The 22,375-nt window shown below is 73.0% G+C and carries 14 protein-coding genes, 1 tRNA gene, 2 pseudogenes and 1 riboswitch; of the genes and pseudogenes, 11 read left to right on the forward strand and 6 right to left on the reverse strand.

Annotated features, from left to right (window positions below; translation table 11 throughout):
• Positions 1 to 34: 34 nt before the first annotated feature.
• From FXF68_RS36095 to FXF68_RS36105, 3 genes are read right to left on the reverse strand one after another with little or no spacing between them, the layout of a single operon-like run.
• Positions 35 to 2,245 (reverse strand): xanthine dehydrogenase family protein molybdopterin-binding subunit, encoded by a 2,211-nt coding sequence (locus tag FXF68_RS36095; protein WP_148767314.1) that lies wholly within the window; start codon positions 2,243 to 2,245, stop codon positions 35 to 37.
• The gene (locus FXF68_RS36100) at positions 2,242 to 3,234 is read right to left on the reverse strand and encodes an FAD binding domain-containing protein (protein WP_148767315.1); all 993 of its coding nucleotides are present in this window, start codon (positions 3,232 to 3,234) and stop codon (positions 2,242 to 2,244) included. Before FXF68_RS36100 ends, FXF68_RS36095 begins: the two co-directional genes overlap by 4 nt.
• Positions 3,221 to 3,733 carry a (2Fe-2S)-binding protein gene (locus FXF68_RS36105; protein ID WP_246179124.1) on the reverse strand — a complete coding sequence of 171 codons (513 nt, stop codon included), beginning with the start codon at positions 3,731 to 3,733 and terminating at the stop codon, positions 3,221 to 3,223. The genes FXF68_RS36100 and FXF68_RS36105 overlap by 14 nt, the downstream gene beginning before the upstream one ends.
• 288 nt (positions 3,734 to 4,021) lie before the next feature.
• Between FXF68_RS36105 and FXF68_RS36110 the strand changes: the two genes are divergently transcribed.
• Entirely contained in the window at positions 4,022 to 6,775 is a 2,754-nt protein-coding gene (locus FXF68_RS36110) for a helix-turn-helix transcriptional regulator (protein WP_148767316.1), read from the forward strand.
• A 509-nt stretch (positions 6,776 to 7,284) separates the two neighbouring features.
• Positions 7,285 to 7,431 (forward strand): annotated as a pseudogene (locus FXF68_RS44865) (tyrosine-type recombinase/integrase); the annotation flags it as partial.
• A 237-nt stretch (positions 7,432 to 7,668) separates the two neighbouring features.
• Here FXF68_RS44865 and FXF68_RS36120 read toward each other — a convergent pair.
• Positions 7,669 to 7,742 (reverse strand) — tRNA-Pro (locus tag FXF68_RS36120).
• Positions 7,743 to 7,952: 210 nt separating this feature from the next.
• Here FXF68_RS36120 and FXF68_RS36125 point away from each other — a divergent pair.
• From FXF68_RS36125 to FXF68_RS36165, 9 genes are all read left to right on the forward strand, one after another.
• Positions 7,953 to 8,735, forward strand: a complete 783-nt coding sequence (locus FXF68_RS36125; RefSeq protein ID WP_246179125.1) for a hypothetical protein — start codon at positions 7,953 to 7,955, stop codon at positions 8,733 to 8,735.
• Between the two features lie 234 nt (positions 8,736 to 8,969).
• Positions 8,970 to 10,826, forward strand: a complete 1,857-nt coding sequence (locus FXF68_RS36130) for a SpoIIE family protein phosphatase (protein ID WP_246179126.1) — start codon at positions 8,970 to 8,972, stop codon at positions 10,824 to 10,826.
• A 455-nt stretch (positions 10,827 to 11,281) separates the two neighbouring features.
• Positions 11,282 to 11,437, forward strand: a riboswitch (cyclic di-AMP (ydaO/yuaA leader).
• A gap of 11 nt (positions 11,438 to 11,448) precedes the next feature.
• Complete coding sequence (locus FXF68_RS42825; protein ID WP_187438286.1) at positions 11,449 to 12,231, forward strand: CHAP domain-containing protein; 783 nt, start codon at positions 11,449 to 11,451, stop codon at positions 12,229 to 12,231.
• A 215-nt stretch (positions 12,232 to 12,446) separates the two neighbouring features.
• Positions 12,447 to 15,353, forward strand: a complete 2,907-nt coding sequence (locus FXF68_RS44575) for a bifunctional glycosyltransferase/CDP-glycerol:glycerophosphate glycerophosphotransferase (protein ID WP_148767319.1) — start codon at positions 12,447 to 12,449, stop codon at positions 15,351 to 15,353.
• Positions 15,334 to 16,560, forward strand: coding sequence for a glycosyltransferase (locus FXF68_RS36145; protein ID WP_148767320.1), 1,227 nt, complete (start codon positions 15,334 to 15,336; stop codon positions 16,558 to 16,560). Before FXF68_RS44575 ends, FXF68_RS36145 begins: the two co-directional genes overlap by 20 nt.
• 23 nt (positions 16,561 to 16,583) lie before the next feature.
• Positions 16,584 to 17,765: an acyl-CoA dehydrogenase family protein gene (locus FXF68_RS36150; RefSeq protein ID WP_148767321.1), complete on the forward strand. Its 1,182-nt coding sequence runs from the start codon at positions 16,584 to 16,586 to the stop codon at positions 17,763 to 17,765.
• The gene (locus tag FXF68_RS36155) at positions 17,762 to 18,541 is read left to right on the forward strand and encodes an SDR family oxidoreductase (protein ID WP_148767322.1); all 780 of its coding nucleotides are present in this window, start codon (positions 17,762 to 17,764) and stop codon (positions 18,539 to 18,541) included. Before FXF68_RS36150 ends, FXF68_RS36155 begins: the two co-directional genes overlap by 4 nt.
• 32 nt (positions 18,542 to 18,573) lie before the next feature.
• Positions 18,574 to 19,191, forward strand: a complete 618-nt coding sequence (locus FXF68_RS36160) for a TetR/AcrR family transcriptional regulator (protein ID WP_148767323.1) — start codon at positions 18,574 to 18,576, stop codon at positions 19,189 to 19,191.
• Positions 19,192 to 19,213: 22 nt separating this feature from the next.
• Complete coding sequence (locus tag FXF68_RS36165) at positions 19,214 to 20,368, forward strand: acetyl-CoA C-acetyltransferase (protein ID WP_148767324.1); 1,155 nt, start codon at positions 19,214 to 19,216, stop codon at positions 20,366 to 20,368.
• Here FXF68_RS36165 and FXF68_RS36170 read toward each other — a convergent pair.
• Positions 20,365 to 22,035 (reverse strand): glycerol-3-phosphate dehydrogenase/oxidase, encoded by a 1,671-nt coding sequence (locus FXF68_RS36170; protein WP_148767325.1) that lies wholly within the window; start codon positions 22,033 to 22,035, stop codon positions 20,365 to 20,367. The two genes, FXF68_RS36165 and FXF68_RS36170, sit on opposite strands and share 4 nt — an antisense overlap.
• A gap of 120 nt (positions 22,036 to 22,155) precedes the next feature.
• A pseudogene (locus FXF68_RS36175) lies at positions 22,156 to 22,375 on the reverse strand (glycerol kinase); the annotation flags it as partial.

Consider the following 22,375-nt stretch of genomic DNA (forward strand, 5'->3'; position numbering starts at 1 on the left):
CGTCTCGTGCGCGTGTCCAGCCCGGCCCGCATCGCTAGAGCAGTTGCTCGATCGTGATCGGGAGCGAGCGGATACGGCGCCCGGTGGCGTGGTGGACGGCGTTGGCGATCGCGGCCGCCGTGCCGGGCAGGCCGAGTTCCCCCACGCCTTTGGTGCCGATCGGGGTGAGCGGGTCGGGTGCGCCGACGAAGACGACGTCGATGTCGTGCACGTCGGCGTTGACCGGGACCAGGTAGTCACCGAAGGTGGCGTTGGTGATCCGCCCTGTCCCCGCGTCGAAGGCGGTCTCCTCCAGGATCGCCTGGCCGATGCCGCCGATGGTGCCGCCGACGATCTGGCCGCGGGCGAGTTTCTCGTTCAGGATCCGCCCGGCGTCCACTGCGGTCACGACGCGGGCGACACGGAGGATGCCCAGATCGGCGTCGATCCTCACCTCGGCGAATTTCGCGGCGAACGGCGGTGCGGGCGCGACTCCGGTCTGCGCCGGATCGGGTGGGGCGCCGTGGCCGTCGGCGGTCAGTTCGTCCAGGTGGTGCCGGGTCAGGAGTTCGGTGTAGCTCTTGCCCGCCGCGGGTTCGCCGGTGCGGTGTATGCGTCCGCCGGTGACCGTCACGTCGTCGATGGCGCACCCTGCCAGCGGCGAGTCGGCGTCGCGGGCGGCCAGGTCGAGGAACCTGCGCAGCAGTGCCCGGCAGGCGGCGTGCACGGCCACGCCGAGCGAGGTGGTGAGACCTGATCCGCCTGCCGCGGGCGACCACGGCATGGTGGAGTCGCCGAGGTCGAAGCGGACGTCGTCGAGGCCGAGACCGAGCAGTTCCGCCGACAGCTGGGTCATCACCGTGCGGGTGCCCGTCCCGATGTCGTTGGCGGCGCTCCGCACGAACGCCGTGCCGTCGCGGCCGATGGTCGCGCGTGCCTCGCACCGCACCTGCCACCAGTGGTAGCTGACTCCGGCGACGCCGTAGCCGACCAGCCAGTGCCCGTCCCGCATCGACCCGACGGCGGGATCGCGCTCGGACCAGCCGAACCGCTCCGCGCCGGCGGTGTAGCACTCGCGGAGCGCGTTGCTCGACCAGCGGAGCCCGGACTGCGGCTCGACCTCGGCGTAGTTGCGCAGCCGCAGGTCGAGCGGGTCGATGCCGAGACGGTAGGACAGTTCGTCCATGGCGGACTCGATCGCGAAACTGCCCTGCGCCGCGCCGGGCGCCCGGAACGGCCCGGGCGGGGGGATGTTGAGCCGCCGCTCGTCGTCTCGCACGTCGAGGTTCGGGCACGCGTACGACGATGTGCTGATGAGGGTGACCGGCTCCGGGTTCTCGTCGGCCATCCCGATCGCGATGGTCGCATGATGCTGGAAGGCGACGAGATCGCCGGCGCGTGTCGCGCCGAGCCGGACGGTCTGCTCGGTACTGGGGCGGTGCCCGATTCCGGTGAACATCTGCGGGCGGGTGAGCGTCAGTCGGACGGGTCGCCCGACCGTTCGCGCGGCGACGGCGGCGAGGATGACGTGGGGCCAGACGCGCAGGCCCGCGCCGAAGGCGCCGCCGAGGTAGGGCGCCTTAACGTGCACCGCGTCCTGGGGAAGCCCGAAGATCGCCGCGACCGTCGCCTGGACGTTGGCCGTCCACTGGGTCGAATCGTGCAGCGTGAGGGTGTCGCCGTCCCATGCCGCCACCGTCGTGAACAGGCCGATCGGGTTGTTGGTGTTGGCCGCGGTCGAGTATGCGGCCTCGAAGGTGACCTCCGCCGACGCGAGCGCGGCTTCGGCGTCGCCGCGTCGCCTGCCCGAGCCCCACGGATCGACCCGCAGCTCGGCGCGGGGGTCGCCGATCTCCAGCAGCGCGTCGGCGGGCTCGTAGCCGACGTCGACCAAGCGCGCCGCCGCGGCCGCCTGCTGCGGCGTCTCGGCGACGACGACCGCCACGTACTGCCCGTGGTGCAGCACCCGGTCGTCTTGCAGGGGAGTCACCGGCGCGGGGCCGATCAGCGTGGCGGGCCCGCGTTCGAGCCGCGGCATGTTCTGATGCGTGATCACTGCCAGGACGCCCGGCGCGGCCTCGGCCGCTTCGGTGCCGAGGCGGCTGAGGCGTCCCGCCGCGATCACACTCTGGACGACCGTGGCATGGGCAAGGCCGGGGTAGGCGACGTCGGAGGGATAGGGCGCCTGGCCGCGGACCTTCGGGAGGCCGTCGACACGGTCGACACCGGCGCCGATGACCGTGCCGCCTGGTTCGGTCTCGGTCATGGCTCGATCCTCGCCACGGTCTGCAGGATCCGGACGACGGTGCGTTCGGCGAGCTCGACCTTGAACGCGGTGCCGGGCACCGTGAACGGGTCGTGAAGCGCGGCCTCCGCGGCGGCGCGGAACGTCGGCTCGTCCGCCGGGGCGCCGATGAGGATCTCTTCGGCCTCGCGGGCGCGCCAGGGAACCGTGCCGACGCCGCCCAGGGCCAGCCGCGCGGCCGCGATCAGGCCGTTCTCGATCACGAGTGCGGCCGCCGCCGAGGTCAGGGCGAATTCGTAGGAGGCGCGGTCACGGACCTTGAGGTATCCCGAGCGGGCGTTCGCGGGCAGCGGCGGCACCTCGACGGACGTGATCAGCTCGCCGTGCTCCAGCACGGTCTCCAGGTCGGGCCGTTCCCCGGGCTGGAGGTAGAACTCGGTCAGCGGGACCCGCCGCCGGCCTGAGGAGCCCTGGATGTGAAGGACGGCGTCCAACGCGACCAGGGCCACGCAGAGGTCGGAGGCGTGCAAGGCGATGCAGTGCTCGCTCGCACCGAGGATCGCGTGCATGCGGGCGGGGCCTGCCACCGCCGCGCATCCAGACCCGGGGCGACGCTTGTTGCAGGCCGCGACCGCCGGGTCGCGGAAGTAGCGGCAGCGTGTGCGCTGCAGTATGTTCCCGCCGATGGTGGCCATGTTGCGCAGTTGGGTCGACGCCCCGGCCAGGAGCGCCTCGCGGACCATGGGCAGCTCGTCGACCACCGTCGGATCGGCCGCGAGTTCCTCCATCGTCGTCATCGCCTTGATGTGAAGCGTCCCCCCGGCTCGTTCGACCCCGCGCAGCGGCAACCGCGTGACGTCGACCAGGCGCCGCGGGGCGAACACGCCGTCCTTGAGAACCAGATCGAGCTGGGTGGTGCCGCCCGCCAGGTAGGCGGCTCCCGGATCGCCGCTCACGGTCGCGACCGCGTCCTCGACGGTCGCGACCCGGACGTACTCAAAGTCCGGCATCGTGTGCCTCCCCCTGCCCATTCATCGCGACGCCCTGCCTGGTCGCCGCGACCTCGCGTATCGCGGCGACGATGTTCGGGTACGCGGCGCAGCGGCACAGGTTCCCGCTCATGAACTCGCGGACCTCCTCGTCGGACCCTGCCCGCCCTTCCGCCAGCAGCGCCACGGCGGACATGATCTGCCCGGGGGTGCAGTAGCCGCACTGGAAGGCGTCATGGCGGACGAAGGCGTCCTGGACCGGATGCGGATCTCCGCCGGACGCCAGGCCCTCGACCGTCGTCACCTCGCGACCGTCGCACTGCGCGGCCAGCGTCAGGCACGACAGCACCCGCCTCCCGTCGAGCAGCACCGTGCAGGCACCGCACGCGCCCTGGTCACAGCCCTTCTTGGTCCCCACCAATCCCAGGTGGTCCCGCAGGGCGTCCAGCAGCGTCACAGAGCCGTCCAGGCACAACAGCACATCGCCGTCATTGACCCGCAAAGGCACCTCTACCTTCACTTCGCCCTCCCCGCGCGTGCGCTTCCCTTTCGTGTTCGAGCCTGTCAAGAGCCGGCCCGCGTCGCGCCCGTGCCCACCCCCGGCCATCCCCCCGGTCCGCAGGGTCACACGGGCGCCGCGACCGCACGGTCCGGCAGGCGCACACGCAGGTCGAGACGTGGCCGGAGGTCCTGGACGGTTCGCCCGCGCAGTGCCGGGGCCGTCCCCGGGCCCAGCACGCGTGCTCCACCTGCCCTAGCCCGGGCGACGAAATGCCAGAGGCATGGTCGCCGGTCTTATCCTTTCGGCATGCCCGGACCGCGCACACCCACGTTCACGGGCCGCGCCCGCGAGCGTGCCGAACTCGACGGCCTGCTCCGCAGGGTCCGTCGCGGTGAAGGTTCGGTCCTGGTCATCCGGGGCGAGGCCGGAATCGGCAAGACCGCCCTGCTGCACGACTGCGCGCGCCAGGCGCCCGGCTTCCGGATCATGCGGATCTCCGGTGTCGAGTCGGAGATGGAGCTGCCGTTCGCCGCGATCCACCAGCTGTGCACGCCCATGCTCGACCGCCTCGGCGAACTGCCGACGCCTCAGCAGCGAGCGCTCCGGGTCGCGTTCGGCCTTGCGGGCGGACGTCCCGCGGATCCCTTCCTGGTCGGCCTGGCGACGCTCGGCCTCATGTCCGAGATCGCGGCGGAGCAGCCGCTGGCCTGCCTCGTCGACGACGCGCAATGGCTGGACGGCGCGTCCAAACAGGTGCTCGGGTTCGTCGGCAGACGGCTGATCGCCGAACCCGTCCTGTTGCTGTTCGCCCTCCGGGATGAGAGCGAGGACCAGTGGCTCTCGGCCTTGCCGAGCCTCCCACTCGGCGGGCTGACCGACGAGGACGCGCGGGAACTGCTGGCGGCGTCCGTGCCCGGGCGTCTGGAGGAGCGCGTCCGCGACCGGCTCATCGCCGAGACCCGCGGAAACCCGCTCGCGCTCCTGGAACTGGTGGGCGGGATGAGCCGGGAAGAACTGGCGGGCGGCTTCGGCGGCCCGAGTTCGGTGTCCAGCCGGATGTACGACACCTACCTGCAACGGATCCGCGGCCTGCCCGAGGCGACCCGGCTGCTTCTGCTGACGGCCGCGGCCGACTCGACCGCCGATGCCGCCCTCGTCTGGCGTGCCGGGCGCGCGCTGGGCCTCGGACGGGCGCAGGCCGTCCCGGCGGAGTCGGAGCAGTTGCTCGTCATCGACTCCCTGGTGCGGTTCCGGCACCCGCTGGTGCGCTCGGCGGCGTACGCGGCGGCGGACGCGGAACAACGCCGCATGGTGCACCGGGCGCTCGCCGAGGCGACGGATCCGGCGGCCGACCCCGACCGGCGCCTGTGGCATCTGGCCGCCGCGACCACCGCCCCGGACGAGGACATCGCCGCCGAACTCCAGCGGGCCGCCGGCCGGGCCGGCGCCCGCGGCGGCCTGTCCGCCGCAGCCGGGTTCCTGCAACGGTCGGTCGCGCTCACCCACGAGCCCGAGACGCGGGTGGAACGCGCGCTCGCGGCCACGCGCGCCCACCTTCAGGCAGGTTCCCTGCAGGCCGCCGGCGGGCTGCTCGCCGAAGCGGAGGCCGACGCGCGCACCAACCTCCAGCGCGCCCACGTGGCGCAGCTCAGAGGACAGATCGACTGGGCGTCCTCGCCCGGTCCGGCCGGGCCGGTCCAACTGCTGTCGGCCGCGGCACGGCTCGACGAACTCGACATGGGACTCGCTCGGCAGACCTACCTCGACGCCTGGATCGCGGCCCTGGTCGCCGACCGGCTCGCCGAGCCCGGGGGCCACCTCCCGGAGGTGTCGCGGGCCGCCGCCCGCGCGAAGGCGACGCTGGTGCCGTCGGACGAACCGGCCGACCTGCTGCTGCACGGCCTGGTCACCATGATCGACGCGGGCGTCGCCGCCGGGACGCCGAGCCTGCGCCGGGCCGTCGACGCCTTCCTCGACGATCCCGACGCCGACTGGTTCCAGCGAGGCGGCGCTCTGGTCCCCGCTGCCGCCGCCTACCTGTGGGACTTCGACAGCTGGGCGATCCTGGCCGCTCGCCTGACCGAACGCGCCCGCCGCTCCGGCGCGCTCGCTCCGCTGGTCACCGCCTTGAGCGTGCAGGGAATGGTGGCCGCCTGGCGCGGCGATCTCGGGCCGGCGGCCGCGCTCCTGGCCGAGGGCGACGTGGTCGCCGAGGCGATCGGAGGGCGGATGTTCCCCGGCGGATCCATGCTGCTGGCCGGATACCGGGGCAGACCGGCCGAGGCCATGCCGTTGATCGAGGCGACCGCGGCGCACGCCGCCGACCGCGGCGAGGGGCTCTCGGCCCATGCCGCGCACTGGGCGGAGGCGATCCTGCGCAACGGTCTCGGCCAGTACGCGGAGGCGATGACGGCCGCCGAACAGGCCCTCGGCGAGACCTACGTCCCGCAGCGCAAGTGGTGGGTGCTTCCGGAACTCGTCGAGGCCGCCGTCAGAACCGGCAAGGCCCGCGAGGCAGAGGACGCGCTGCGACGGCTTTCCGAGCATGCGAGCGATTCGGACTGGGTGTCAGGCATCGAGGCCCGATGCAGGGCCCTGCTCACCGAGGGCCCCGAGAGCGAACGGTTCTACGCCGAGGCCGTCGAGCGGCTCGGCCGCACCGCGCTGCGCCCCGAGCACGCCCGCGCGCACCTGCTGTACGGGGAGTGGCTGCGCCGAGAGCAACGCCGCACCGACGCGCGTCAACGGCTCCGCACCGCCCACGACCTGTTCACCGACATCGGCGCGGAGGCGTTCGCCGAACGAGCCCGCCGGGAACTGGCGGCGACCGGCCAGAGGATCCGCAAGCCGACGCTCCGACCCGTCACCGGCCTCACCCCGCAAGAGGCGCACATCGCCCGCCTCGCCCGAGACGGACGCACCAACCCCGAGATCGGCGCCGAACTGTTCATCAGCGCCCGCACGGTCGAATGGCACCTCAGCAAGATCTTCACCAAGCTTGGCATCTCGTCCCGCAAGGCCCTGCGCGACGCCCTGCCGGCCCACACGGGCCAGGGCTAGGTCCTGTTTCCTGGATCGGCTGACGGTGGGCGCTGGTTGGGTCGCTGGGGCGTGGTGACTTGACCGATGCCGAAGGGGAACGGCCGACGCCGCTGCTGCCGTCGGCAGGCGGGCAGGCGGCCAGTGGGCCGATCATCGCCAAGTGATCAATGCGCTCTGTCATCCGGTGCGGCCCGGGCCGCCCTGGCGTGACCTGCCAGACTGCCCGCGCCGCCGTCTCGCTTGGCGAGCATGGCCAAGGCGCTGGATCGGGCCGCGCGGCGAGGTGGACTATCTCGCCGTCTGCCCGCCGTCCGGTCTGCCGGTACCGGTCGCGGAGTCGACTACGCCAAGACCCCCGAGGCGGGAACCCTCTGGCAACTGGCCGTGCATAAAACGCTGCAGTGGGCGGGATCGGTACCGTACTGGTCCAGGCTGCTGAGCAGCGGATCCGCGCTCGCGGCCTGGACCGCGCCGACCCGTTCCCCGGCCGGCCGGTGCGCGGGCGGAACCCGTGGGAGCGCGCGCAGATGTGCTGGGTGCCGATCGCCGCGGGCCTGACGCCGCATGGCCTGCGGCACAGCCACCGGACGATGCTGGAGGAGGCCGGTATCCGGCCGGTGCTGATCGACGAGCGCATCGGCCACGAGGACGGATCGGTGCAGCGCCGCTACACCCACATCACCCAGGCGATGCGGGACGAGTTGCTGGAGGTGCTCACGAGCCGGTGGGAGGCGTCCCTGCAAGCCCGGCGCGCTCTATCGCCCGGATCCCCGGTAGCCGCGCTGGACGAGCTCCTACACCCCAGGCCGCAGGCGAACGAAAAGGGACGATCTCAAGATCATCCCACAGAATTCCCACAGAGAGGCGCTTTCGTCCTCCGTACCAAGCCCCCAAAGGGGTTCCGACCTGTGTCGGGACGGCGGGATTTGAACCCACGACCCCTTGACCCCCAGTCAAGTGCGCTGCCAAACTGCGCTACGTCCCGGTGCCCGTTGGAGCGGGCGTGATTACTGTAGCGCAGTCTGCGAGGTCGTGCGTACCGAGATACGGGGCCGTGGATCTCTGGTAGGCAGGCCGGATGGTGTGGTTGCGGACGGGGCTGGCCGGGATCTTGTGTCTTGGGCTGTTGTGCGCGTGCGGCGGGGGCAGTGGCGGTGGGCCGGGGGCGGAGCCGCAGGGCCAGGGGAGCGCTCCGGTGGCCAGCGGGAGTCCTGAGGCGTCCAAGACGAGTGGGCGCAAACCGCCGGTGGTGCGGGTGCCGCGTGGGGTGCGGGTCTCCTATGCGGTGTTCGAGCGCGGGCGGGTGGTCGCGGAGCGGCGGTCGCGGCAGACGTTCCGGTCGGCGTCGGTGGTGAAGATCCTCATCGCGCTCGACTATCTGGAGCGGCACCGGGCGTCGGCGGCGGATCGGGCCTTGTTGCAGGTGATGCTGCGGTCCAGTGACGACAAGGCGGCGACGGAGTTCTGGCGGCGGGGCGGGCAGCGGCAGGTCGTCGAGCGGATGGTCCGGAGGGCGGGGCTGGCGGAGACGGCGCCGCCGCCCGCCGACAAGCCGGGGTTCTGGGGGTACACGGCGATCAGCGCGCGGGACGTGGTGAAGACGTACCGGTACCTGCTGGAGAAGGCGCCCAAGGGGCAGCGGGAGTTCGTCCTGGAGCAGTTGCGGCGGTCGACGCCGTGCGGGACGGACGGCTTCGACCAGACGTTCGGGATTCCGAGCGCCGCGAAGCGGCCGTGGGCCGTGAAGCAGGGGTGGTCGGGGTTCGGGGACGTCCCGGCGGAGCCGTGCCGGAAGGGCGGTGCTCGGCCCGCGGCGTGGCAGCCCGATCTGGGGCTTGGAAGGCCCGTCCTGCACACGACCGGCGTGGTCGGGGACGGGAAGATCGTGGTGGTGTTGACGCTGCAGCCGGCGGGCACGTCGTTCCGTACGGCCTCCGCGCGGGTCACCGATCTGGCGAGGCAGCTCGTGCGGGTGTGACGCGGGTCACGTAGTGGGCCACGGTTCCGTCGGGAGACGGTCATCGGAACCGGTCGAGTTCGGACGTCAACGGAAAAGTCGGGCAAAGATCCGTACTGTTTGCGTGGTTCGCGGCGGATAGTCCGTGGGTGGCGTATGTAGCTTTTTTCTCCCAAGGGCAGCCTTGCCGGAACGGGGGACAGGTTGGCGGATGCGGAGGGCGCCTCGGCGCAGCCGGGGGCGCACGGAGCGCACGTGGCGGACCTGGAGGACCTGCGGGACGCCGCGCACGACCGCGCGGTGCTGTCGGAGGCGCGGGTCGTGCTGGCCCGGCGGCTCGGCGTCCCGCCCGCGGAGGCGTTGCAGCATCTGATCTGGCTCGCCCGCGACCTCGACATGGACCTCGCCGAGGCGGCGTCCCTGCTGGTCAAGGACGGGGGCGGCGGCGCGGTCGGGGCCGTCGCGGCGGGCCGGAACGCGCCCCGCGCCGAGGAGGCGACGGCGGAGCGCCAGGTGGTGCTGTCCGAGGCCGAGGACGTGCTGCGCCGGGTGACGGCCGAGGACACCGGGGACGACGCCGAGATCCTCGCCGCGGTGCCGGACGACCCGGCCGCGCGGGCGGTGCTCGACGGGGCGCTCGACTCCGCGACGCACCTGGTCCCGGTCAGGGGGCCGGACGGCCGCGTCGCCGACTTCCTCTACGCCGACCTCAACGACGTCGCCCGGGACATGTTCGGGCGCGGCAAGGAGGAGCTCATCGGGCTCCGGCTGCTGCAGACGGATCCGGGCGCCGTGCTGAGCGGGCTCTTCGACCAGTACGTCGAGGTGCTGGAGGGCGGTCCCAGCCTGGAGCGCTCCTCGATTCTCTACTCGACCGCGCAGCGGGGGCTGTCCAGATCGTCCCGGATGAGCGTGCGGTGCGTCGCGGTGCCGACCGGCGTCTGCGTGACCTGGCGCTACCACTTCCACGAGGACCGGATCGCGCGGCGCCTCGAGCGGGTGGAGCGGCTCGCCCTGATCGGGTTCGGCGAGTGGGACCTCGCGACCGGCGAGGCGGACTGGACGCCGCAGATGCTCGCCAACTACGGCCTCGCCCCGGACGAGGTGCCGCCCATGCCGCACGACCTGCCGAAGGTCGTGGCGGACGACGACCTCCCGCTGGTGGAGGAGGCCGTCCAGACGATGTTCTCGCGCCGGGAGCCGGTGGAGGCCGAGCACCGGGTGATCGGCAAGGACGGGACGCCGCGGAACCTGTGGGTGTTCGCCGAGCCGGTCCTCGGCGAGTCCGGGCTGCCGGTGTCGATCAACATCGTCTCGCAGGACATCACGCGGCGGCGCGGCGTGGAGCGGGCGCTCGCCGAGACGCGCCGGCAGATGCTGAAGCAGCAGGAGCGCATGGCGCAGGAGCGGCGCGTCGCGGTGACGCTGCGCCGCGCGATCATGCCGGACGAGGACGAGGTCGAGCAGCTCCCCGGCCTGCGCACCGCGATCCGCAGCATGGCGGCGGAGACCACCGCCCGGATCGGCGGGGACTGGTTCGCGCTGCGCCGGCTGCCGAACGGCCGGGCCCTGTTCGCGATCGGCGACGCGGCCGGGCACGGCCTGCCCGCGGCCGCGTCGATGGCCCGCACCCGCAACGGGCTGCTCGGCCTGTCCTGCACGGGCGAGCCGGTGGGACGGCTCGTCGGCTGGCTGAACGACCTGGTCAGCAGCATGGAGCCGCCCGCGACGGGCACCGCGATCGTCGCCGAGTTCGAGCCGCGCGGCCGCGTCCTGGAGTGGACGTGCGCCGGGCACCCGCCGCCGATCCTGATCCGGGACGACCGGGCGGTGCCGCTGGAGGCCGTCCGGGACCCGCTGCTCGGCGCGATGCCGGAATGGGAGTACATGACGGTCGCGACGCGGCTCCTGCCCGGCGACATGCTGTTCCTCTACACCGACGGGCTGGTCGAGCGGCGCGACGCCGACCTGGACGAGCGGATCGACCGGCTCACCGGCATCCTGCAGGACTGCGCCCGGCAGCCGGAGCGGATGCTCGACCAGGTGCTGGCCCGGATGGGGCACGACCGCGCCGCCGACGACACCACGCTCTTCGCCCTGCACGTGGAGTGACGGACGGCACCTCTGACCTGCGATGATCACCCGGTGTGACTTGCGTCTCACCCCACCCGGGGCCGGAGGCCGTCCGGGAGCCGGATGACCTTGCCGAGGCAGGGGTCGCCCAAGCGTTCTTTACCAAATGCGAGAGGGCCGGTAAGCCCGCTGGACAAGGGCCTGACGGCCACTCCGGGAAAGATCGGGAACACCCTGGCACCATGGGCTGTTGATGGATCCTTGAGGACGCATTGAGCGGGCACCACGGAGTTTTGTGCCTGGTTTGCTTTCCTTGAGAAGGTTGGTACCTTCAGTCCGAATCACGCAACGCACCCCATGCGTTGCCGCCGGTCGCGTCACGCGCGGCCGAGGATCGCGGAGCGGATCCCGCCCGCGAACGCGCACCCGACCAGGGGCGCTGCATCCCATCAAGATCAGTCAGTAGATCAATCCGAATATCCGGCACCGCGTTCCGCGGTGCGAGGCCGAGTCCGTCCTGGTCGAGACGACCGGAACGGAGCCGGGGACCCAGGTTCCAGGGGTGAATCGGCGTGAGCGAGAGCCGCGCCGTAGGGCTGCTTCCATGCCCGAATCCGTCAGCTAACCCGGTAGGCGCCATGGGAGTAAGGAGATTTCCTGCATGACCGGTCGTTTCGATCGTCTTTCCCTGAGCAGGTTCACGCCCGAGGACAAGGCCGTCGGCGTCGCCGCCAGCGCGGTCCTCGCCGGGGCCATCGGCCTCGCGGTGTTCAACCCCCTCGCCGGCGAGCGTGCCGCCGCCGACGCCCCGCAGGCCGCGGCCGTCGTCCAGCAGGGCAAGGCCGCCGAGTCCCCGGCGGCCGCGAAGGCCGCCGAGAAGGCCGACGGCGGGACGGGCAACGTCTCCGCCGCCGACGCCCGCGCGGAGGGCTTCAAGGTGGCGCCCCGCGCCGTCAAGCCCTCCGAGGTCATCAAGCTGGCCGAGAAGCAGATCGGCACCCGCGAGGGCAAGGGCGGCATGACCAAGTACCACAACTGGTACGTGTCGACCCCGCAGGCCGCCGCGACCGCCGAGCGTGACGGGGGCTTCTCCGTCGACGACTACAAGGGCGCCCAGTGGTGCAACATGTTCGTCTCGTGGCTCGGCGCCCAGACCGGCGTCAAGAACATGGGCTGGGACGCCTACACCGTCCAGCACGCCACGTGGTTCAAGAAGACCGACCGGTGGGGCCACAAGGCCAAGCCCGGCGCGGTGGTGTTCTTCGACTGGAAGAACGGCTCCAGCGGCGGCATCGGCGGGATCGACCACGTCGGCATCGTCGTCAAGGACAACGGCAACGGCAAGATCACCACTGTCGAGGGCAACACCGACAACGCGGTGAAGAAGAAGGTCCGCGACAAGTCCCAGGTGGTCGGCTACGGCTACCCGGACTACGCGTCCTGATCCGCTCAGGAAGCCCCTGATCCACTCAGGAGGAAGGCGCCCGGCTCCCCGGCCGGGCTCCTTCTGGCGTTCCGGGGGAAGTGACCAAGAGCCTCCGGTGAAGTCGGGTAATGCCAACCGTTGACAGCCTTTGAACGCCCTTGGACCTCACTGCGGCGTTTCTGGAAAGGAATGCGACACCGCGTCCCGCCGGAGCGTGGGAAGGAGAGGTCGCCGTGCGCCCCGATGTCAGCGTCGTGGTGATCGCCTACAACGACGCGCGGCGGCTGCCCCGCGCGGTGGGCTCCGCGCTCGCGCAGTCGCTCGGCGGCGTCGAGACGGTCGTCGTCGACGACGCCAGCACCGACGGGACGGCCGAGATCGCCGACCGGCTGGCCGCCGCGCATCCCGGCCGGGTCAGGGCCGTCCACCTGCCGGTGAACTCGGGCGGCTGCGGGCGTCCGCGCAACACCGGGATCGAGGCGTCGTCCGGCCGGTACGTGATGTTCCTCGACAGCGACGACCTGCTGGACCGGCACGCCTGCCTGAACCTCCTCGCCGCCGCCGAGGACACCGGCGCCGACATCGTGTCGGGGCTGTGCGACCGGATCTTCCTGGACGTGCCCGTGGGCGTGAAGGGACGGGTCCGCCCCTGGTATCCGTGGCTCTACCGGAACAGGGCCGTGTACGAGGCCCTGGACGACAACCCCGACCTCCTCTACGACACGCTCTCGACCAACAAGGCGTACCGGCGGGGCTTCCTGGAGGACCACGACCTCCGTTTCGTGGAGCGGCTGCACTACGAGGACCTGCTGTTCACCGCCGAGGCGTACCTCGCGTCCGGACGGACGGCGCTGATCCCGCACCGCGTCTACAACTGGCTGGTCCGGGAGCGGACCCTCGACCCGTCGATCTCCAACCGGCGCGCCGAGCTCGCGAACTTCGCCGACCGGCTGGAGATCCACCGCCGCATCGACCGGCTGTTCGACGCGCGCGGCGCGCACGCGCTCGGACGGGCCAAGGACGTCAAGTTCGTCAACCACGATCTGATGCTCTACCTGCGCGAACTGCGCGACCGCGAGGAGTCCTACCGGGCGCGCTTCCTCGATCTGGCGGGCGGGTACCTGGCCGGGCTCGACCCGCGGGTGTTCGAGGAGGCGAACCCGCTGTCGGCGATCGCCGCCTACCTGATCCGCGAGGGCGACCACGCGGGCGCGCTCGCCGCCGCCGAGTACGACCCTGGCGGGCGCGCCGAGCTGCGGGCGCGGCTGGTCGAGCGGGACGGGCGGGTCTTCTGGGGCGCGAGCGGTCCGAGCGGGTCGCTGGGCCACCGCGTCCTGGACGTGACCGGGTTCGGCTTCCACGTCCGGCCCTTGAAGGAGCTGCGTCCGGCGAACACGGTCACGCGGCTGGAGGTGCGGGACGGGCGCGTCCGCATGGCCGGGCACATGCTGAACCCGCTGAACCGGATCGGCCCGGACGCCGCCCTGTCCGGCACGCTGGAGTTCCGCGACCGGCGGGGCCGCGCCCCGCGCGGGCGGGTGCCCGCGTCCGTCCGGTACGAGGGCGACCGGATCGGCTGGCGCGCCGAGTTCGACCCGCGGCGGCGGATCAGGCCGGTCGGGTTCGTCGACCCGGTGTGGGACGTCCGGCTCCGCCTCCGCGTGGACGGCGAGGAGATCGTCACCCGGCCCGGCCCGGGCCCCGGCGCGCCGCCCCTGGACGGGGTGGCGGCGCTGCCCGTCCGTCCCCGGCTCACGCGGTTCGCCGCCGACCGGCTCCGCTCGTACGTCACCGAGGGCGGGCACCTGGCGTTCGCCCTGGAGACGGGGAGCCTGTGGGCGCGGCGGGCGGGGACGGCCGCGCGGCGGGCCGTCCGCTCCCGGGCCGGGCGGCTGGCCTGGCGGCATACCGGACGGCGGGCGCGGCGCGCGAAGAAGGGCGTCCGCACGGCGCTGACGTCCAAGAAGACCAAGACCGCCGTGTTCAACCGGGTGCTGAGCAGGCTCCCCGTCAAGCCCGGGCTGGCCGTCTTCGAGAGCCACATGGGACGCCAGTTCTCCGACAATCCGAAGTACATCTACCGGGAGCTGCGCAGGTCGGGCAGGCACGTGGACGCGGTGTGGTCCTACGCCACGTCCCGGGAGGGCTTCCCGGACGACGCCCGCCTGGTGCGGCGCGGCACGTGGGCGTACTACCTGGCGCTCGCCCGCGCCCGCTACTGGGTCGACAACCAGGGCTTCCCGGACGGCCTGCGCAAACGCCCCGAGACCACCTACATCCAGACCTGGCACGGCTCGGCGTTCAAGCTGATGGGGCTCGACCAGCCGCGCCTCAAGCACGGCCCGGCCGCCGACCGGGCCCGGCTGCGGCGGATGGTGGAGCGGTTCGACTGCTTCCTCGTCCGGTCCGGGCACGACGTGGAGACGCTGTGCGCGGGGCTCGGGGTCCGCTCGGAGCTGCTCGCGACCGGGTATCCGCGCAACGACCCGCTGGTCAACGGGCTGGACGGCGACCCGGAGCTGGCCGCCGAGGTCGCCGCGCTGCGCCGCGCGCTCGGCCTGGACGACGGCCGCCGCGCCGTCCTGTACGCGCCGACGTTCGCGACCGGCCCGCGCGGCCGCCCGGTCAGGCTCCTGGACCCGCCCGTCGACCCGGACGTGTTCGCGCGGGAGCTGGGGGAGGAGGCCGTGCTGCTCGTCCGGCCGCACTACCTGTGCCGGGCGAACGTCCCGCCGGGCGCCCGCGCGGTGATGCGGGACGTCGGCCGCGTCCCCGACGTGACCCCGCTGCTGCTCCTCGCCGACGCGCTGGTCACCGACCACTCGTCGATCATGTTCGACTTCGCGCTGCTGGACCGGCCGATCGTCCTGCACCTGCCGGACGGCCGCGACCTCGCGCCGGGCTACTTCGACCTGGAGCGGCACGCCCCCGGCCCGGTCACCCGCACCGAGGACGAGCTGGTCGCCGCGCTCGCCGCCCTGGACGACGCCGCCCCCGGCCACGCCGCCCGCCGCCGGGCGTTCGCGGCCCGCTTCGGCGAGCACGACCGCGGATCGGCGGCCCGGGCCGTCGTGGAGCGCTATTTCCCCACATCACGGACCGGCCGGGGGAGGGAACGCCATGGCCGCCGCACCGCGTGACGTCTTCATCGTCTGCAACAACGCCGACGACATGGGCGGGCTGCAACGCTGGGCCCACCACATGGCGCGGCGGCTCGCCGAGCGCGGCGACCGCGTCACGCTCGTCGGGATCACACGCGGCGATCTCCCGCACCACCACGACCGGGACGGCTCGTACGCCGTCGAGGTGCTGCACCGGGTGTGGCGCCCGCCCGTGCTGGCCTGGCGTCCGGCGACGGCGGCGCAGCGGCTGAACGTCGCGGCCCGGGCCCGCGGCGCGTGGCGGACGGCCGTCCAGCGGCGCGGCGCGGCCCGGCTGTCGGAGCTGTTCGCCGGGGCCCGTCCCGGCGCGGTCGTGATCGCCGCGCAGGTGTGGGCGATGGAGTGGGTCCGGCGGGCGGACACCTCCGGGCTGCGGGTCGTCGCGATGAGCCACGAGTCGTTCGAGGCGACGCGCGCGTCGTCGCGCTACAAGCGGGTCAAGGAGCACTACGCGGACGCCGACCGGATGCTCGTGCTCACCGCCGAGGACGCCGACGCCTGGGCCAGGGCGGGCATGACCAACGCCGACTACATCCCGAACCCGGTGCACGTGACGCCGGTCGTCCATCCGACGCTCGACCTCCCGGTCGTCGCCTGCGTCGGGCGCCTCTCCTATGAGAAGGGCGTCGACCTGCTGCTGGAGGCGTGGGAGCGGGTCGCGGCGCGGCACCCCGGCTGGCGGCTGCACGTCTACGGCGCGGGCCCGGACGAGGAGCGCCTCCGGGAGCAGGCGGCCCCGCTCGCCTCCGTGGAGTTCAGGGGCGTGATCGCCGACGTGGAGGAGGCGCTGGTCGAGGCGTCGGTGTTCGCGCTGCCGTCCCGCGCGGAGGGGTTTCCCATGTCGGTCCTGGAGGCGATGGCGTACGGTCTGCCGACGGTGGCGTTCGACTGCGCGCCGGGCGTCCGGGCGCTGATCGAGGACGGCCGGGGCGGCGTGCTCGTCCCGCCGGGCGACACGGCCCTGTTCGCGAAGGAGCTGGAGCGGCTGATGGAGGACCGCGACCTGCGCCGCGCGCTCGGCGCGGAGGCCCGCGCGTCGGTGCTGCGGTTCCATCCGGACGCGGTGCTCGCCCGCTGGGAGCGGCTGTTCGACCTCCTGCACCGCGACCGGCCGTCCGGCGCGCCGGACCACGCGGCGCGCCCCGGCCCGATGGCGGAACCCGCGGCCCGGAGTGATTCTTTCTAACAAGTGTTTGGTAGAGTGCTCGTGTGACGGAGCATGAGTCCCCGGCGGACCGGGCCTTCCGCGCCGAGGTCCGCGACTGGCTGCGGACCGAGCTGGCGGGCGGGTTCGCGCACGCCCGCGGCCTCGGCGGCCCCGGCCGCGAGCACGAGGCGTTCGAGGAGCGGCTCGGCTGGGAGCGGCACATGGCCGCCGCCGGCTGGACGTGCGTCGGCTGGCCCGAGGAGTACGGCGGACGCGGCGCCACCGTCGAGCAGCAGGTGATCTTCAACGAGGAGTACGCGCTCGCCGACGGGCCCGCGCGGGTCAACCACATCGGAGAGAACCTCCTCGGCCCGACGATCATCGCGTTCGGCACCGACGCGCAGCGCGCCCGCTTCCTGCCGCCCATCGTCGCGGTGGAGGAGCTGTGGTGCCAGGGCTACTCCGAGCCGGACGCCGGGTCCGACCTCGCCAACGTGCAGACCCGCGCCGCGCTGGACGGCGATGAATGGGTGATCGACGGGCAGAAGGTGTGGACGTCCCTCGCCGTCGAGTCCGACTGGTGCTTCGCCGTCTGCCGCACCGAGCCCGGCTCGTCCCGGCACCGCGGGCTGTCGTACCTGCTCGTCCCGATGCGCCAGGACGGCGTGGACATCCGGCCGATCGTCCAGCTCACCGGCACGTCCGAGTTCAACGAGGTGTTCTTCGACGGGGCCCGCACGGACGCGGCCAACATCGTCGGCGCGCCCGGCGACGGCTGGAAGGTCGCGATGGCGACGCTCGGGTTCGAGCGGGGCGTCGCGACGCTCGGCCAGCAGGTCGGGTTCCGGCGCGAGTTCGAGGGCGTCGCGGAGCTCGCCAGGCGCACCGGGGCGATCGGCGACCCGCTGCTGCGCGACCGGCTGACCAGGTCCTACATGGGCCTGGAGATCATGCGGCTGAACGCGGTCCGGACGATGGCGGGCGTCGCCGCGGGTGCGCCCGGCCCGGAGTCGTCGATCTCCAAGCTCGTCTGGGGCACCTGGCACCGCGAGCTGGGGGAACTGGCCATGGACGTCCTCGGCGCCGCCGGGCTCGTCATGGACGGCGAGCCCTACGACCTGAACGACTGGCAGCGGCTGTTCCTGTTCTCCCGCTCCGACACGATCTACGCCGGGTCGAACGAGATTCAGCGCGACATCATCGCCGAGCGCGTCCTCGGCCTGCCGAAGGAGGCACGCGGATGACGCCGCCCGCCTATGTCCCCGGGCACGGGCTGCTCAAGGACCGCGCCGTGGTGATCACCGCGGCGGCCGGAGCCGGGATCGGCGGCGCGACCGCGCGGCGCTGCCTGGAGGAGGGCGCCCGCGTCCTCGTCTCCGACGCGCACGAGCGGCGGCTCGCCGCGTCCGCCCACGACCTGGCGGAGGAGTTCGGCGCCGACCGGGTGGCCGCGCTGGCCTGCGACGTGACGTCCGAGGAGCAGGTCGCCGCCCTGTACGCGCACGCCGTCGAGCGGTTCGGACGCGTCGACGCCGCCGTCAACAACGCGGGGCTCGGCGGGACGTCCGACCTGGTCGACATGACCGACGACCAGTGGGGACGCGTCCTCGACATCACGCTCACCGGCACCATGCGCTGCACCCGCGCCGCCCTGCGGACCATGCGCGGCCAGGGCTCGGGCGTGATCGTCAACAACGCGTCGGTGGTCGGCTGGCGGGCGCAGCGCGGGCAGTCGCACTACGCCGCCGCGAAGGCCGGGGTCATGGCCCTCACCCGCTGCTCGGCGCTGGAGGCGGCCGACTTCGGCGTCCGGGTGAACGCGGTGTCGCCGTCCCTCGCCATGCACCCGCACCTGGTCAAGGTGACCTCGGAGGAACTCCTGGACGAGCTGACCCGCCGCGAGGCGTTCGGCCGCTACGCGGAACCATGGGAGGTGGCCAACGTTATCGTCTTCCTGGCCAGCGACTACTCCTCGTACATGACGGGCGAGGTCGTCTCCGTCTCCTCACAGCACGCATAGTCTCCTCACAGCACGCATAGGACGTACCCACGATGAGTCCACGACGGCGCGACGCCGAGGGCACCGCCGCCGCCCGCGCGGAGCGGCGGGCCGAGCTGCTCGCCACGGCCGCCGAGGTGTTCGCCTCCCAGGGCTACTCCGCGACGACCGTCCGGCAGGTCGCGGACGCCGCCGGGATCCTCGGCGGCAGCCTCTACTACCACTTCGACTCCAAGGAGGCGATGGCCGACGAGATCCTGTCGACCTTCCTGGACGAGATGTGGGCCTCCTACGAGGGCGTCCTCGGGGCCGGGCTCAGCGCCCGCGACACGCTCGAAGGGATCGTCGTGGAGTCGTTCCGGACGATCGACCTGCACCGCCCGGCCGTCGTCCTGTACCAGAACGAGTCCAAGCACCTCGCGACGAGCGAGCGGTTCGCCTACCTGCGCGAGTCGCGGAGCCGGTTCGAGGAGATGTGGCTCGCGCTGCTGGAGCGCGGCGTGCGGGAGGGCGCGTTCCGCGCCGACCTCGACCCGGGCCTCGTCTACCGGTTCATCCGCGACACCGTCTGGGTCGCCGCCACCTGGTACAAGCGCGGCGGACGGCTGTCCGCCGACGACATCGCCAAGCAGTACCTCGCCCTGTTCCTGGAGGGGATCGAGGCGGGCTAGCCCCCGTACGAAGGAGAGTCCCATGGCCGAGGCCTACATCGTCGACGCGGTCCGCGCCCCGGTCGGGCGGCGCGGCGGCGGCCTGTCCGGCGCGCACCCCGCCGACCTCGGCGCGCACGTGCTGACCGCGCTGATGGAACGCACCAAGGTCGACCCGGCGGCGGTGGAGGACGTCGTGTTCGGCTGCGTCGACGCCGTCGGCCCGCAGGCCGGGGACATCGCCCGCACCTGCTGGCTCGCCGCCGGGCTCCCCGAGGAGGTGCCGGGCGTCACCGTCGACCGGCAGTGCGGGTCGTCGCAGCAGGCCGTGCACTTCGCCGCGCAGGCCGTCCTCGCCGGGACGTCCGACCTGGTCGTCGCGGGCGGCGTGCAGAACATGTCGCAGATCCCCATCGCGTTCGCGATGACCGCCGCCGAGCCGCTCGGGTTCACGCAGGGCCCGTTCCTGGGCTCGGCCGGCTGGACGCGCCGCTACGGCGACGCCGAGGTCTCCCAGTTCAACGGCGCCGAGATGATCGCCCGCGACTGGGACATCTCCCGCGAGGAGATGGAGGAGTTCGCCTACGAGTCGCACCGGCGGGCGATCCGGGCGATCGACGAGGGGCGGTTCGAGCGCGAGACCGTCGCCTACGAGGGCGTGTCGGCGGACGAGGGGCCGCGCCGCGACACCTCGCCGGAGAAGATGGCCGGGCTGAAGACGCTGGTCGAGGGCGGGCGGCTCACCGCCGCGCTGTCGTCGCAGATCTCCGACGGGGCGGCGGCGCTGCTCATCGCGTCGGAGCGGGCCGTCAAGGACCACGGGCTGACGCCGCGTGCCCGCGTCCACCACATCTCGGCGCGCGGCGAGGACCCGATCCGGATGCTGTCGGCGCCGATCCCCGCCACGGCGTACGCGTTCAAGAAGACCGGCATGACGATGGACGACATCGACGCCGTCGAGATCAACGAGGCGTTCGCGTCCGTCGTGCTGGCCTGGCTGAAGGAGACCGGCGCGGACCCGGCGAAGGTCAACCCGAACGGCGGCGCCATCGCCCTCGGCCACCCGCTCGGCGCGACCGGCGCCCGCCTCATGACGACGCTCCTGCACGAGCTGGAGCGGACCGGCGGGCGCTACGGCCTCCAGACGATGTGCGAGGGCGGCGGCCAGGCCAACGTCACCATCCTCGAACGCCTCTAGACGGCGGTGAGGGGAGGTTCGGGCTCGGCGACGGCCGGGCCGCCCCGCCGCTCCGCCGTGATCTGGAGGACGTACCGCTTGATCTCGTCGGCGACGTCCTCCTCGTCCCAGCCGAGCCGGTCCGCGAGGAGGCGGGCGACGTGGGCGGCGGCCGCGACGCCGCCGTCCCACTCCTCGATCGAGACCCGCAGCCGCCGGGCCAGGACGTCCTCCAGGTGCAGGGCGCCCTCGTGCGTCGCCGCGTAGACGGCCTCCGCGCACAGGTAGTCGTCCGCGCCGGGGATGGGGGCGGCGAGCGCCGGGTCGTCCGCGACCAGGTCCAGGAGCTCCCGCGCGCACGTCCCGTACCGGCGCAGCAGGTGCTCGACGCGCGCGACGTGCAGTCCGGACGCGGCGGCCAGCCGCCGCCGCTCGTTCCACAGCACCTCGAACCCGACCGCGCCGAGGAGCGGGAGGCGCGCGGTGACCGACTCGGGGACGGCGTCGTCCAGGCTCGCGGCGACGGCGTCCACCGCGTCCCGCGCCATCACCCGGTAGGTGGTGAACTTGCCGCCGGTCACGACGACGAGGCCGGGCACGGGCTCGGCGACGGCGTGCTCGCGCGACATCCGGGCCGTGTCGTCCGCCTCGGCGGACAGCAGCGGCCGCAGCCCCGCGTACACGCCCTCGATGTCGTCGCGGGTCAGCGGGATGCGCAGCACGGCGTTCGCCTGGTCGAGCAGATAGGCGACGTCGGTGTGGTCGGCGACGGGTTCGTCGGGGCCGTCGTCGTGCGGGGTGTCGGTCGTGCCGATGAGCCAGTGCCGCCCCCACGGGATGATGAACAGCACGCTCCTGGACGTCCGCGTGATCACCCCGGTGTCCATCGGGATGCGGTCGCGCGGCACCACCAGGTGGACGCCCTTGGACGCCCGCACCCCGAACGCGGCGCGGGAGCCGGTCATGGCCTGGGCGCCGTCCGTCCACACGCCGGTCGCGCAGACGACGCGGCGGGCGCGGACGGCGATCTCCCGTCCGTCCTCCAGGTCGAGGACGCGCGCGCCGGTCACCCGCTCGCCCTCGCGCAGGAACCCGGTCACCTCGGCGCGCGTGACGACCCTCGCGCCGTACTGGGCGGCGGTGCGGGCGACCGTCATCGTGTAGCGGGCGTCGTCCACCTGCGCGTCGTAGTACTGGATCGCACCGACCAGGGCGTCCCGTCGCAGCGCGGGCGCGGCTCGGAGCGCCCCGCGCCGGGTGAGCTGCCGGTGCCGGGGGAGCGCCCGCGCCCCGCCCATCGAGTCGTACAGGGTCACGCCCGCGCTCACGTACGCCCGCTCCCACCCGCGCCCGCGCAGCGGATACAGGAACGGGACGGGACGCACCAGGTGCGGCGCGAGCCGGTTCAGCAGCAGGCCGCGTTCCCGCAGCGCCTCCCGGACGAGCCCGAAGTCGCGCCGCTCCAGGTAGCGCAGCCCGCCGTGGATCAGCTTGCTCGACCGGCCGGACGTCCCGGCCGCCCAGTCCCGCGCCTCCACCAGCGCGACGGACAGGCCCCGCGAGACCGCGTCGAGCGCCGCTCCCGCGCCGACGATCCCGCCGCCGACGACCAGGACGTCGAACTCCGTCTCCGTGAGGGCGCGCACGGCGTCCGCGCGGTAGAGCGGTCCGAGTGCTACGGATGTCACTGCGATGCTCCCGAGAAGAGGTCCGTCACGAGTGTCGGTCGGCCGGGTTGCGGCGAGCCGTCCCCGGACGGACGTCCCGGACAACAGTGCGCCGCGGCACGGCGAAAGGCTCAGTCGGTGTCAGTCGATGTCCACCCAGCCGAGCGTGCGGTCGACGGCTTTCTTCCATCCGGCGTAGCCGTTGTGGCGCTGGTCGTCGTTCCAGGTGGGGTGCCAGCGTTTGTCTTCGTTCCAGTTTTGGCGGAGTTCGTCGGTGGTGGTCCAGAAGCCGGTGGCGAGTCCGGCGGCGTAGGCGGCGCCGAGGGCGGTGGTTTCGGCGACGAGGGGGCGGGAGACGGGG

The sequence above is a fragment of the Actinomadura decatromicini genome (assembly GCF_008121305.1).
Lineage (GTDB): Bacteria > Actinomycetota > Actinomycetes > Streptosporangiales > Streptosporangiaceae > Spirillospora > Spirillospora syzygii.

Bases quoted from the DNA above. Each gene is read 5' to 3' on its own strand.
- FXF68_RS36095 (WP_148767314.1), bottom strand. From the start codon at position 2,245: ATGACCGAGACCGAACCAGGCGGCACGGTCATCGGCGCCGGTGTCGAC.
- FXF68_RS36100 (WP_148767315.1), bottom strand. From the start codon at position 3,234: ATGCCGGACTTTGAGTACGTCCGGGTCGCGACCGTCGAGGACGCGGTC.
- FXF68_RS36110 (WP_148767316.1), top strand. From the start codon at position 4,022: ATGCCCGGACCGCGCACACCCACGTTCACGGGCCGCGCCCGCGAGCGT.
- FXF68_RS42825 (WP_187438286.1), top strand. From the start codon at position 11,449: ATGACCGGTCGTTTCGATCGTCTTTCCCTGAGCAGGTTCACGCCCGAG.
- FXF68_RS36145 (WP_148767320.1), top strand. From the start codon at position 15,334: ATGGCCGCCGCACCGCGTGACGTCTTCATCGTCTGCAACAACGCCGAC.
- FXF68_RS36155 (WP_148767322.1), top strand. From the start codon at position 17,762: ATGACGCCGCCCGCCTATGTCCCCGGGCACGGGCTGCTCAAGGACCGC.
- FXF68_RS36160 (WP_148767323.1), top strand. From the start codon at position 18,574: ATGAGTCCACGACGGCGCGACGCCGAGGGCACCGCCGCCGCCCGCGCG.
- FXF68_RS36165 (WP_148767324.1), top strand. From the start codon at position 19,214: ATGGCCGAGGCCTACATCGTCGACGCGGTCCGCGCCCCGGTCGGGCGG.